At 55.0% G+C, this 13,021-nt stretch carries 11 protein-coding genes and 1 pseudogene; 5 read left to right on the plus strand and 7 right to left on the minus strand.

All coding sequences use genetic code 11. The features are described 5' to 3' along the window. The 3 genes from agaV to agaR are packed head-to-tail and all read right to left on the minus strand — an operon-like array spanning position 1 to position 2,559. Positions 1-477 (minus strand): PTS N-acetylgalactosamine transporter subunit IIB, encoded by a 477-nt coding sequence (gene agaV, locus AC6HVW_RS05800; RefSeq protein ID WP_024529457.1) that lies wholly within the window; start codon positions 475-477, stop codon positions 1-3. 1 nt (position 478) lies between these two features. Then, entirely contained in the window at positions 479-1,762 is a 1,284-nt protein-coding gene (locus AC6HVW_RS05805; RefSeq protein WP_071681873.1) for a D-tagatose-bisphosphate aldolase, class II, non-catalytic subunit, read from the minus strand. Between the two features lie 20 nt (positions 1,763-1,782). Continuing rightward, positions 1,783-2,559, minus strand: coding sequence for a transcriptional repressor AgaR (gene agaR / locus AC6HVW_RS05810; RefSeq protein WP_037375671.1), 777 nt, complete (start codon positions 2,557-2,559; stop codon positions 1,783-1,785). 696 nt (positions 2,560-3,255) lie between these two features. Here agaR and AC6HVW_RS05815 point away from each other — a divergent pair. After that, positions 3,256-4,470, plus strand: a complete 1,215-nt coding sequence (locus AC6HVW_RS05815; protein WP_071681875.1) for a CynX/NimT family MFS transporter — start codon at positions 3,256-3,258, stop codon at positions 4,468-4,470. Here AC6HVW_RS05815 and AC6HVW_RS05820 read toward each other — a convergent pair. From AC6HVW_RS05820 to AC6HVW_RS05830, 3 genes and pseudogenes are all read right to left on the minus strand, one after another. After that, positions 4,411-4,611 (minus strand): YciX family protein, encoded by a 201-nt coding sequence (locus AC6HVW_RS05820; RefSeq protein WP_496543653.1) that lies wholly within the window; start codon positions 4,609-4,611, stop codon positions 4,411-4,413. The two genes, AC6HVW_RS05815 and AC6HVW_RS05820, sit on opposite strands and share 60 nt — an antisense overlap. A 225-nt stretch (positions 4,612-4,836) precedes the next feature. Then, positions 4,837-6,489, minus strand: a complete 1,653-nt coding sequence (locus AC6HVW_RS05825; RefSeq protein ID WP_497569300.1) for a multidrug ABC transporter permease/ATP-binding protein — start codon at positions 6,487-6,489, stop codon at positions 4,837-4,839. 353 nt (positions 6,490-6,842) lie between these two features. Continuing rightward, positions 6,843-6,962 (minus strand): annotated as a pseudogene (locus tag AC6HVW_RS05830) (hypothetical protein); the annotation flags it as partial. Between the two features lie 456 nt (positions 6,963-7,418). Here AC6HVW_RS05830 and AC6HVW_RS05835 point away from each other — a divergent pair. The 3 genes from AC6HVW_RS05835 (at position 7,419) to AC6HVW_RS05845 (ending at position 12,078) form a co-directional block, all read left to right on the plus strand. Further along, entirely contained in the window at positions 7,419-8,504 is a 1,086-nt protein-coding gene (locus AC6HVW_RS05835) for an efflux RND transporter periplasmic adaptor subunit (protein WP_186485919.1), read from the plus strand. Then, complete coding sequence (locus AC6HVW_RS05840; RefSeq protein ID WP_497569301.1) at positions 8,504-11,584, plus strand: efflux RND transporter permease subunit; 3,081 nt, start codon at positions 8,504-8,506, stop codon at positions 11,582-11,584. The genes AC6HVW_RS05835 and AC6HVW_RS05840 overlap by 1 nt, the downstream gene beginning before the upstream one ends. A gap of 119 nt (positions 11,585-11,703) precedes the next feature. Continuing rightward, positions 11,704-12,078: a lysozyme inhibitor LprI family protein gene (locus tag AC6HVW_RS05845; protein WP_021806174.1), complete on the plus strand. Its 375-nt coding sequence runs from the start codon at positions 11,704-11,706 to the stop codon at positions 12,076-12,078. Between the two features lie 41 nt (positions 12,079-12,119). Here the strand turns inward: AC6HVW_RS05845 and AC6HVW_RS05850 are convergent, their stop codons facing one another. Next, the gene (locus AC6HVW_RS05850; RefSeq protein WP_021179822.1) at positions 12,120-12,341 is read right to left on the minus strand and encodes a hypothetical protein; all 222 of its coding nucleotides are present in this window, start codon (positions 12,339-12,341) and stop codon (positions 12,120-12,122) included. 461 nt (positions 12,342-12,802) lie between these two features. Here AC6HVW_RS05850 and AC6HVW_RS05855 point away from each other — a divergent pair, with 461 nt between their 5' ends. Then, positions 12,803-13,021, plus strand: a complete 219-nt coding sequence (locus tag AC6HVW_RS05855; RefSeq protein WP_021806176.1) for a hypothetical protein — start codon at positions 12,803-12,805, stop codon at positions 13,019-13,021.

Below are 13,021 nucleotides of genomic sequence, written 5' to 3' on the forward strand. Positions count from 1 at the left end.
TCAAGCGAGCAGTTTGCCTATCGCTTCGCCGGCTTCATCCGGCACCCGGCGCACCTCGCAGGCTACGCCCAACGCCGCCAGCTCACGAAAGGCGGCAATGTCATCGTCATCCACCGAGACCGTCTTGTGGATTTGCCGTTTCCCTGCGGCGAAGTGCATATTGCCAACGTTGACGAAGGTGATGGGCACCCCGCCCTGCACCAGCTTCAATACGTCCTGCGGCGTTTTGCACACCAGAAAAATCTTTTGCCGATCCGCCGCCTTATGGATCACATCGATGGTTTTTTGCAGGGTGAAGTACCGAGTCTGCACGCCTTCGGCTACCACCATGTCCATCAGGTTTTGCTGTACCGGATCGGCAGCGGCATCATCGTTGGCCACCACCACCAGATTGGCTCCCAGCGTATTGGTCCAGGTCACCCCGACCTGGCCATGCACCAGGCGGTTGTCGATACGGGTCATCAGAATATTGGGCATATCAGCGCACCTCCGGGTAACAGGCTGAGTGGTAGTCGTCGAGCACCTGGGTAATTTTGTGGATCACCCAATCTTGCGGATCCTGGCTCAGCTCACCGGCATTCAAGGCCCGTGCCTGATCGGGTAAATACTGGCTGAGCAAGGCCAGCGGGATTGGGTTGCTCCGTAGATTGTCCATCAGCGCATTCACTGCCTGCTGAACCTGTGGCTGCGGCCAGTAATAGCGCACGCGATCGCTCAGGCTGTAGTGCCGGTCCAGATACTGTTGATGCGGGCTGCCGTGATAATAGCGGCTCCACTGCTGCGGCTGTTCACGCATCACCTGCTCAAGCGTGGCGCACAACTGGGCTGAACAATGCTCCCCCAACCATTCACGCTCGATCCGATCGAGGGCAAACAGCGCCTCACGCAGCGCAAAGGTGAGCGCCGGGCCGACTTTCAGAATGGCGAAATGGTCACGCACCAGTTGCGAATAAGCCTTCGGTGCCTGGTAGTCGGTCGAATGGGCCTCATACAGCAAACCCGGTTGGCGTTCGATAAAGCGACTCAATTCCTGCGCCGCCTGCGGTTGGTAATGTTCGACGCTGTGATGGTCGAACTCGACGCCGGGTTGCACCACCAAGGCGATCACTCGTGACCAGGCGCTGCTCAGCTCTGCCTGCTGCCAGGCATGACGGTGCGCTTCTAACGTGGCGGAGACTGCCTGTGGCGTAGTCACCTGGATGCCTTGCAGCGTTTCCTGCGCACCGCCCGGCACCGGTACTTCGGTTCCGATCACATATACCGGAGCTTCACCACCCGCTTGCTGCCAGGCTCGTTCTGCCACCGCACACAGACGCGCCGCACGCTGCGCCACCACTTCATCACCCAACGGGGTGGGATCGTCAGCGCAGGACATGGAGCAGTCGAGGTGGATCTTGCGAAATCCGGCGCGCACATAGTCGTCAATCAGGGTTTCGGATAGCGCCATCGCCTCTTGTGCCGGACGGTCTTGCCAGGCGTTGGGGCCAAGATGATCGCCCCCCAGCCAAATAGCGCTCCTTGGTAACCCGATGTCATCCGCCATCTGCCACAGCGCATCACGAAACTGTGCGGCGGTCTGGCCGGTGTAGCCGCCAAACTGGTTAACCTGGTTTGACGTCGCTTCGATCAATACCGACGTGCCACGTGCCTTTGCCTGCCGCAAGGCGGCCTGCAATACCCAAGGATGCGCGGAGCAAACGGAAAATATCCCCACCGGCTGGCCGGCCTTGTGCTGTGCTACCAGTTGTAACCACTGCTGCATGAATCCCCCATGAGGGCGCCCTACTCGCGATCGGCTATCACCACATCTACGCCTAAATCGCTGAGCGCCTGCTGATAATCTTGTGGAAGACGGCTATCTGTGATCAGCCGATGAATTTGCCCGACTTCGCGGATCATGCAAAAGCTCTTGCGACCAAACTTGCTGGCATCCGCTACCGCGATTATTTCGCGCGCCACCTCGCACATCACACGATTGAGGTGTGCCTCACCGGGGTGAGGCGTAGTGATCCCCGCAACCAGATCGAAACCGTCGACGCCCAGAAACAGTTTGTCGAAGCGGTACTGGCGCAATTGCTGCTCGGCAGCCGGGCCATAGAGCGAATAGGAGTTCTGCCGGACGCTTCCCCCCAATACCATCACTTCCACCCCGTCGTAACCTGACAGCTCATAGGCAATGTTCAGCGCATTGGTCATCACCACCAGATCGCGGCGCGGTTTCAACCAGGGCACGATCTGGGCCGTGGTGGAACCGGAGTCCAGGATCAGCGCATCACCGTCACGCACGTAGCTTGCCGCTCGGCAGGCAATCTGTGATTTCACATCGCGGTTCAAGCGCCCCTTGTCATGTAGCGGGCGGTCGAAGGCAAACTGCTGGTTGAGCATCGCCCCGCCATAGGCACGCAGCGCACAGCCTTTGCGTTCCAGAAAGCGCAGATCGTTGCGGATCGTCACCGTGGAAACGGCAAACTGTTTGCTGAGCTGTTCCACCCGCACGCTTCCGTGCTCGCAGAGCAGATCGATAATGTGTTCACGTCGTTTAGCGGTGTTCACTGGCATGAGCAATAGGTCCTCAGATTTCCGGTTTTGGCCGGGAGATGATGGCTTTCGCTCTACTGCGGCGGTATTACAACAAAGCGAAAGCAATGAAATTGTGATCGGGGTTACAGGGCAGTTTTAGCAGCAAATGGGGGTAAAAAGCTTTCGGATCGAAATGAAATGAAACTATTTCCTCGGCGGGCGCGAGAAAAGTGAAATCTGCCGCAGGCCGATAGGGCGGCAGGTTAAGAGTATGTGAAAAATAGCACAGTGAAAGCGGCTTTGGCGGGCAGCAGCGGAAAGGCTTTTCTTTCCTTAGGTGATCAACATCACAAAACTGTTAATTGGCTCAGTTTAGCCAACCGACACCCAGGTGGGTCACCAGACCGACAATCACCAAAATCACGATCACGGCGATGGTGTAAAGCACAATACGGCGGGGGCTGTAGAAAGAAGACATAGCGATTCCTCACAATAAGTTTACTGCTGTTACTATCCGTTATGGCGAGCAATGCTGCCAGCAATAGTTTCCCTCGCTTTGATCAAAGTCACCTGGCGGGTGCCAAGCGCCGCTTCCTTAACCTCTTGTCAGGCGGGGATATCTTTCCTAAACTGGCGCGTAGATACTGGCAGCCCTGCCTGTACGTAAGCGTTAACGTCAATCAACGCATCTCGTCATGCAGTAATGATTGGCTGCATGCCTGATGCGAGGATCTCATGCCCCAACCCGAACCATCCGCAAATTGTGTTGTTAAACGCAGCCGTTTGACGCGTTTCTTATTGCTGGCCGGTATCATGCTGGTGGCGGCTAATCTGCGCGCTCCTTTAACCAGCGTAGGCCCGTTACTGGAACAGATCCAGCGCCAACTAATGCTTTCTGCCACTGCCGCCGGGTTACTCAACTCCCTGCCGCTGATCCTGTTTGCGGTGTTATCGCCATTAACGCCATCGCTGGCCAAGCGCATCGGGATTGAGCGTACCCTTGGGCTGGCGCTGGCGCTGCTGGTCGCCGGGATCGTGCTGCGTTCACAACCGTGGGATGGCATGCTGTGGTTGGGAACGGTGTTGATCGGCGCAGCCATCGCCTTTGCCAACGTGGTATTACCCACGCTGGTAAAACGCGATTTTCCTCATCGGGCTGCGGTGATGATCAGTACCTATGCGGCCGTGATGTCACTGGTGGCCGCTATCGCCTCCGGCATGGCGGTACCGTTAGCGGCATTCAACGATAACGGCTGGCGTTTTTCACTGCTATGCTGGAGCCTGCCGGCGCTTATCGCATTGGCGATCTGGCTACCCCAACTGAAGCGCAAGCCCACCCCGGTTACCCGAACCGGCACGCCAGTGACGACGGAAACCTTTCGCTCCCCCTGGAGCAGCGCCCTGGGTTGGCAGGTGGCCTTGTTCATGGGGCTGCAATCCATCACCTTCTACACCATTATCGGTTGGTTCAGCGCCTTTGCCGCCAGCCACGGCACCTCACCGCAGCAGGCAGGATTCGAGCTGTTTGTTTATCAGATCGTGGCGATCGCCGCCAACTTTGTGATGGTGTTTGCACTGCCGCGCGCGCGCGACCAGCGGGGGATCGCACTGGTCAGTTCGCTGTTGATCTTTATTGGCGTCGGCGGATTGCTGTTGCTGCCTGCGCACTCGCTTATCTGGCTGATATTTGCCGGGCTGGGGGCGGGGAGTTCGTTGGTGTTGGCGCTGTCCTTCTTTGGTCTGCGCAGCCAGCACCATCATCAGGCAACGGTGCTGTCAGGGATGGCGCAGTCCATCGGCTATCTGCTGGCCGCACTGGGGCCGACCTTGTTTGGCCTGGTGCATGATTTGACGCAAGGCTGGACGGTGCCGTTGACGATTTTGCTAGGGTTAACGCTGCTGCAGATGCTGTTCGGCATCTTGGCCGGGCGACGCAAGATTATCGGCTGAACCGGGCACGGTATGATTTTCCGCCAGCCAAAGATCTTCGATGAAGCGCTGTTGCCGCTCATTGAGCTGCCAGGATGGCGGAAATCTTAGTGTTTCCGCTATTGGGACCTCTGTGGTGGGAATGAGTGAGTGATTATCCATCGGCGCGTTCCTGCTCCCCTGACTACCCTGTTGCCAATTAAAATCGGTACCACGAGCGCAATGCCATGTACCGTTTTCCCCAAGACACAGAGTAAATCATTGGCGGCGATTTTGATTATCGATATAAACAATCACTCAACTAGCCTAAACCTATGAGGCGACAGATATTCCTTAACCGACTCGCTATGTCGGGGCGAATATTAGCGCCTCAATAAATTAAGCAATTCAATCAAGCTGGCTAACGGAGTCCCGGCTCGCCTGATGGCGCTCATCCCCAATCAGTTCGCTCAGATGGCCATCTCGCATTTGCAACAGGCGATCCGCATGTTCAAAGTAATGGTCGTCATGGCTGATGGCAAATACGGTCTTTCCCATTTCGCGCAGCTGAGGCAGTAACTCGCGGTAGAAAGTACGGCGGAACTGGGGATCCTGATCCGCCGCCCACTCATCCAGCAGTAAAATATCCCGCTTTTCAGCTACCGCCAGCAACAGAGCCAGGCGCTTGCGCTGCCCTTGTGACAGTTGCGGATTGGTGACGCGCGTACCGTCGAACTCCAATTTGCTTTTCATTTTCAGGCGCTGCAACCAGGTTTCCACCAGTTCGGCGTCCGGCTGTTCCCCTTGCGGCCCCAACAGATGATGAAACTGGTAGAAATCCGTAAAGATGGCAGAGAACAGGCGGCGATAATCCTCACGATCGGCAACCGTAATCGGTTGACCATCCAGCAGGATCTGCCCACTAACGGGCACATACAGCCCAGTGAGCAGCATGGCCAGCGTCGATTTACCGCTGCCGTTGCCGCCAATCAGGAATACCAGTTCGCCCCGCCGTAACGTCAAATTGATCGGTCCAACCGCAAACCCTGATTGCTTTTCACCCGCCGCATAGTGGAATGCCACGTCGCGCAGTTCCAGCGTTTGCCACGCGCGAGTCTGTGGGGCCGGAAATGCCGGATCATAGTCCGCCAGTTTGAGCGCCTTCACTTTATTGAAGGCCACTTCGGCCGCAATCAGCGTCGGGAATGCCCCAACCGCCTGTAATAAGGGGGTACGCAGGAACAATAATGTCAGGGAATAGGTCGCCGCCACCGTGGTGTTCGCCCAGCCCAGGCTGTTTGCCATATAGAACACCAGGCCGATGGCGCCCAGCATCATGATATTCGACCAGTTCACGGCACTAAGGTGGAAGGTATCTGCGCGGATAATATGGTAACGGTAGTCACCGGCATCGGGCTGGTAAGCCTGCTGGAATAACATTTTTGCCCGATCGCGGTTCAGCGCCAACTCTTTACGCCCGTCGATCGCCGCTTGATAATGCAGATAGAGCCGCTCTTCCGCTTCGCGCACGCTGCTCAGGTGGCTATAAACCCGCGAGACCAGATACCAACTTCCCAAAATGGTGATCGTCACCCATATCGCGTTCACACCCAGCATGGCAGGCGACAGCCAGCCCAGATAGGCAGCCGATCCCAGGGTCAGGATCACTCCCTGAACCAACTCCGGTAGGCGGACAAAAGCAATGGTGATATTGCGAATATCGCTCGATAGGCTAGCCAACAGTGAGGCACTGCCCAACTGCTCCAACCGTTCAATATGGGTATCCAATATGCGCTTTACCAGTTGACCACGCAGCCGATAAACAAAATAGTGCCCCAAAGTGGTCAACGCCAACTGAGAACCGAGCGTAACTGCCATCAACAGAGCCAACAGGCCAAGAAACTGCGGCAACACCACTAGCGGGTTACCCGCCGCGCCCATCAGTTGCACGTTAATAAATGCAATGATACCAATCCCCAGCGCCGCACTGGCCATGGTTAACGCCATTACCGCCAGAAACGGCCAGCGATACTGCTGGAACACTACCCGTAACAACTCCATCAGAAACCCTATTCAAAAATCATGCACTGGCGGGCATTGTAGTGGGCGAAAGCGTGATATCAATAACAATTCTCATTTTGTTGGCTGAGCAGATGCTGGTGCAGACCTTCCTGTGCAGGCCAAACGCGGGACGATGACTAAGGAAAAGAGAGGGCAAGTAGTTGCTTGTCGAGCAAAAAAACATTATTAACACAATAATAAAAATCTCAGAAATAGACATAATCCAATATATGTTCAAGTCGTTTTAGTTAAACAGCTAAACGGTTAGGTTGGGTAAATCATTTCTAAACATATGGTTTAAACCTTTCCAACGCTTTGTTGAACAAATCAGATTTAGATATCAGCTCCTCCTATCAGTTATTTTCCCAGACAATACTTACACTTTCTGGCATACCTGCACGCGTCATTTTGTTTAAAGCACAGAACATGGGCATAGTTTCTCCAATTTGGACATCATAATACCGTAGGAATAGCCAAAACCATAAGACGGAAAATGATTTAGATCATAACCAAGAATCATCTTAATCCGTACCATCATCGGCATCCTGCCACCGTGGGTACTCATTATCTTAGTCTCGAAATCATTAGCATTAATGAATTAGCCATAGCCCAAAACCGGGCCAACGGCATGAACTGAAGATAATTTACTCACGTTGGCAAACGGCATACTAAGCTTGAAGAGTCTACGAGTGGTTGAAACTGAAGGAAACAACATTGATTACGCACGCCCACTAGCGGGTAAGGGGTATAGCGCCGGGAGTGCGTGAAATCCGAGGTGGTTGTGTCCTACGGTCACAGTAGCAAGATTACGTTCCCGCAGCAGCGTGAACAAAGGCCGGAGCTGGCCTAGACGAGCGGTAAGACGTGATGCATATGGTCAACGAGTTAACTCATCGCTCCCCTAAAATCCGATCCTAAGAGATTGCATCGTGAATATAAAACTGGTTGCCGTTGTGCTTTGCACACTTTTTCTTACCGCCTGCGACAGAGAGACGCCTGAAGAACTCGAAAGCGTCCGTCCGGTGAATATCTTTGAAGTTAGCAACAGTGCCCAGCAAGGAGTACGCATCTTCCCAGCCAGGATTATCGCGGGTGACCGTACCGACCTGGCTTTTAAGCGCCCGGGGCAACTGCAACAATTGCTGGTACGCGAAGGGGAACGAGTCAACCAGGGGCAAGTGATTGCCGAGCTAAACAGTAATGACGCACGCCTGCGGCTACGTGATCGGCAGGCCACGTTCGATCTGGCCCAGGCGCAATTCAATCGTTTCGCCACCCTGAGTGCCCGCAATGTTATTCCCCGTGCCGAACTGGATGTTCATCGCGCAGCGCGTGATTCGGCCCAGGCCGCCTTGAAGTTGGCCAGGGAAGAAGTCAGCGATATGCAAATCCGTGCCCCCTTTACCGGTGTGATTGCCACGCTCACTGCCCGTAACTATCAAGTGATCCCGGCAGGCCAACCGATAGCGACCCTGAACTCACTGGATTCGCTGGATGTGGTCTTCAGCATCCCCGAAAATCTGTTTATTGTGATTGATGAAAACAATGCACAGTACCAACCTATTGTTCTGTTGAACAACTTACCGGGCCGCGAGTTTACCGCCCGCTATAAAGAACACACCACCAATACCACCGCAGGCTCATTGACCTATCAAATGACCCTGACCATGCCGCGCCCAAAAGATCTGCCACTGCTCTCGGGGATGAGCGGCAGCGTGAAAATCAATCTCGGTAATCTGGCTGGGGCTGCTCAGACGACCAGCGTTATTGTTCCCGTCGAGGCAGTATTTAACCCGGATAACAGCCCACGCAATCAGCCCCACGTGTGGGTGATCAAAGAGCGTGATGGCAAACTGTTTGTTGAATCTCGTCAGGTTGAAACCGGGCAACTGACCGCTAACGGAATACAGATCGTCTCCGGTCTGGCCGATGGTGAACGGATCGTCGCCGCCGGTACTCGCGAACTGCGCCCCAATCAGGAAGTGCGCGCCTGGGTCCGTGAGCGAGGTCTGTAATGAAACTGACAGAGAACTTTATCAACAACGGCACCCGAATCTGGCTGGCTATCCTGCTGCTAGGTATTGGCGGCGTGCTGGCGTTTCTCAACATCGGCAGGCTGGAGGATCCGGCCTTTACCATCAAGACTGCGGTGGTGGTCACCCGCTATGACGGCGCTTCGGCCCAGCAGGTGGAGGAAGAAGTCACCCTGCCGCTGGAAAATGCCATTCAGCAGTTGCCATATATCGACAACGTGACCTCCATCTCCAGCGTGGGGCTGTCGCAGATCACCATTAATATCCGTGCCGAATACGGAGCCGCCGAATTGCCGCAAATCTGGGATGTGCTGCGCCGGCGCATTGGCGATGCCGCGATACGGTTGCCGCCCGGTGCCAGCCCACCGATAGTGAACGATGATTTTGGCGATGTGTACGGCTTCTTCTTCTCGCTGTATGGCGACGGCTTTAGCAATCAGGAGCTGCGCAACTTTGCCGAGCTGTTACGCCGTGAGTTAGTGGTGGTGCCAGGCGTGGGCAAGGTGGGGATTGTCGGGGTGATCCCGGAAGAAGTACAGATTGAGATTTCCCGCGCCCAGATGACCGCCGCCAATATTATCCCACAGCGGCTTTACGATCTGTTGAGCCGGCAGAACGTGGTGTCCAACGCCGGGGATCTGTTGGTGGGCAGCGAGTCGATCAGGCTGCATCCCACCGGGGAATTTGCCAGCGTGCAAGAGTTGGGTAACCTGCTGATTAGCGAGCCGGGTAGCCCGCGCAGCGTTTACCTGCGCGATATCGCCACTATCAGCCAGGGCGTAACCCACTCCCCCAATAATATCTACCGTGCCAACGGGCGGCCTGCGCTCTCCATCGGCGTATCCTTTGCCCCGAATGTGAACGTGATTGTGGTGGGCGAAGCGGTCAAGGCCCGGTTGGCCCAACTGCAAGCCGAACGCCCCGCCGGGATGGATATCAGCGTTTTCTACGATCAGTCCCATGAAGTAGAAGGCGCGGTGAACGGCTTTATCATGAACTTCTTGCTGGCGCTGCTGATCGTGGTCGGCACCCTGCTGATCTTTATGGGGGTGCGCAGCGGGCTGGTGATCGCCGCCTCGCTGGCGCTGAACGTGCTTGGCACCCTGCTGATCATGAAGCTGTTTAACATTGAGCTGCAGCGCGTTTCGCTAGGGGCGTTGGTGATCGCCTTAAGTATGTTGGTGGATAACGCCATTGTGATCGTCGAGGGCGTGCTGGTTGGGCGACAACAGGGTGAGAAAACCCTGCAGGCCATTAATAACGTGGTCAAACGCACCATGTTCCCGCTACTGGGGGCGACGGTGATTGCCATTCTGGCGTTTGCACCGATCGGCTTATCCAACGATGCCACCGGGGAATACTGTAAGTCACTGTTCCAGGTGCTGCTGATCTCCCTGATGCTGAGCTGGTTCACCGCCTTGACCCTGACGCCGGTATTCACCAAATGGGCGTTTGAAAAACAGAAAATGGCCGAGCCAAAACCCGATGAGCCGGTCAAATCGCCTTATGATGGTTGGCTATTCCGCGTCTATCGCAATCTGTTGGGCAAACTGCTGCGCCAGCGCACCATTACGCTGGGGGTGCTGGCCGCGCTGATGGTCGCCTCGGTGATCGGCTTTGGCAACGTGCGCCAAAGCTTCTTCCCGCCGTCCAATACGCCGATCTTCTTCGTCGATCTCTGGCTGCCCTACGGCACCGATATCGCCTACACCGAAAAGATAGCCGCCGAGATCGAGCAGCATATCCAGGCGCAAGAAGGCGTCAGCGATACCATGGTCACCATCGGCCAGGGTGCGATGCGCTTTATGCTCACCTACAACGCACAGCGGCAATATTCCAACTATGCACAGATCATGGTACGAGCCAAACAGCTCAACCAGATCCCCGGTATGATCGGCCAAATAGAGGGCTACGTACGCAACAATTTCCCTCAGGTGAACGCCCAGGCCAAGCGCATCATGTTCGGGCCTTCGAATAACAGTTCCATCGAAGCGCGCTTTATCGGCCCGGATCCGAACGTGCTGCGAACGCTGGCGGCCAAGGCAGAAACCATCGCCAGCGCCGACCCCAATGCCGACGGCGTGATGCACGATTGGCAACAACGCAGCAAGGTCATTCGTCCGCAGTTCTCGGATTATCTTGGCCGTGAATTAGGGGTGGATAAACGCGAAATCGACAGTGCGCTGCGCATGAGTTTTGGCGGGATCGCCGTTGGCCTATATCGTGATGGCACGCGGTTAATGCCGATTGTGTTAAGAACGCCGGACTCGGAGCGGTTGAATGCCGAACGGCTGAACGACGTGATGATCTGGAGCCAGGCACGGCAGGCGTTTATTCCTATCGACAACGTGGTTAACGGCTTTACTACCGAGTGGGAAGATCCACTGATCATGCGCCGGGATCGCAAACGCACCCTGACGGTTCAGGCCGATCCTAGCTCCCAGAGCGGTGAAACCTCTGCCGAACTGTTGCAACGCATCAAACCGGATATTGATGCCATCCCATTACCGCGCGGCTATGAACTGAATTGGGGCGGCGACTATGAAAGTACCAAGGAAGCCCAGGCAGGGTTGTTCACCAGCCTGCCGGTGGCCTTTGTGATCATGTTCATCATCACCGTGCTGATGTTCAGCTCACTAAAAAATGCCGTCGCCATCTGGCTGACCATTCCGCTAGCGTTGATTGGGGTAACCGTGGGCTTCCTGCTAACCGGTATTCCGTTTGGCTTTATGGCGCTGATTGGCCTGTTGAGTTTAAGCGGCATGTTGATACGTAACGGCATTGTGCTGGTAGAGGAGATCGGGTTACAGCGGCAGGAAAAACCGATCCTGGAGGCCATCATCGATGCCTCTACCTCACGCTTGCGCCCTATCCTGCTGACGGCCTTTACCACCGTACTCGGCCTGGCCCCACTGCTTAGCGATGCCTTCTTCCAAAGCATGGCGGTGGTGATCATGTTCGGCCTGGGCTTTGCTACCGTGCTGACGCTGTTGGTGCTGCCGGTGATCTACAGCTGTATGAACTCCGATAAGCAAAAGGTCACACCGCATACCGAGGCTTGAGACTTAAGTAAGGGCACCGCATACGCCCGGTTGAATTTTTGTCTTCAATCGGGCTATTGCAAAATGCGGCATTGGTTTACTGTGTAGCCAGTTCAAAACCAAACACGGAGAAGTGCAAAGTGATTAAAGAAACAATCTTGGGATGTTCGCTGCTGTTGGTCTCTGCCACTACGTTGGCCGGTGGTTGTGACAGCCCGCGCACCCCTTATGACGTGACCTACTGCGCGGCATTGGAGATGGTGCAACTGGATCAAGAGATCAATGTGCAATACAAGAAGGTGATGGGGTTGCTGACCCAACCGCAAAAGCAGACGCTGAAGCAGTCGCAGATCGAATGGCTTAAAAATCGGGACAGTCAATGTAGCGACGATTCCATGATCAATGTCGCCTGCTCAAACAAGACCATGCAAAGCCGTATCGATTTTCTGAAAAGCGTAGAGCGGGAATGTAAAAGTACCGGCTGTGACAGCAAAAAACTGGCTCAACAGCAGTAATAGGATCGGGGCGCCTATGCTGCGCCCCGACTAAAAAATCACTATTTGGTTAACGCGATAATACCCAATGTCAGGCCAGCGACCGCTGCCGCCCCGCCTGCAATCGCCCCGGCAGTTTCCCAGTTATCCTGGGTGGTGCCTTTCATACAGGTATTAGTATGAACCAGACGGCCTTGGTCGTCATAGACCGGTACGCAAGGCGACTCGGTAGCACACCCGGACAGTAAAACGGCCAGCAGGCCCGCTGCAATAAACTTACTCATACTCACACCTCGGCGTTCAACAGCCAAAAAAACATCAAAATGAATGAAAATCGGGCCACTGTACCACCGATGCCTATCGCGATGGATCCGGAATAGTCGCAAAATGTGTGGGGGTGAAACAATTAAATTCGGGCCTGTAATAGCAGGTGGTTCATGGTTTATCGCGCTGCCTTCAATGGATGGCGGCACAGCACGATAAGAGCCAACTTTGATGACCACAAAGTTCAGCCCCCAGGCTCCACCACAAACAGCGCCAACAACTTATCCTTTACTGACATCATGCATTCCTTTTTATTCCCGTAGAGAGGCTGCGACCTCTTCAGGTCTGCGGCCATCTGTATCAAGACGATTTATTGTTTATTGCCAAAATGTTAGCATTACCGGGCGGCATAAGATGCTGCTGCACCACCTCTCGTATTATCGCGGCTGCTGAACCCCGATAACACCGATGAGGCATTAACATGACTGACATACGTGGCCGGGCCTGGCGCCTGGTAAATAACAAACGCAACAAACACCGTGAGATGGGGGATTTTCAACCCAAGTTCACCAAAGAGAAAAAGTGGAAAATGCTCTATACCCGCTCACATAAAGTGACCCGGGCGAGGCAACTAGGCATTGAATACCCACAAGTATCCCGCGCCGTAGCCCGGCGTAACTCACTTGATGAGATTGATTAA

This window comes from Serratia sp. NCCP-200, from assembly GCF_059697885.1.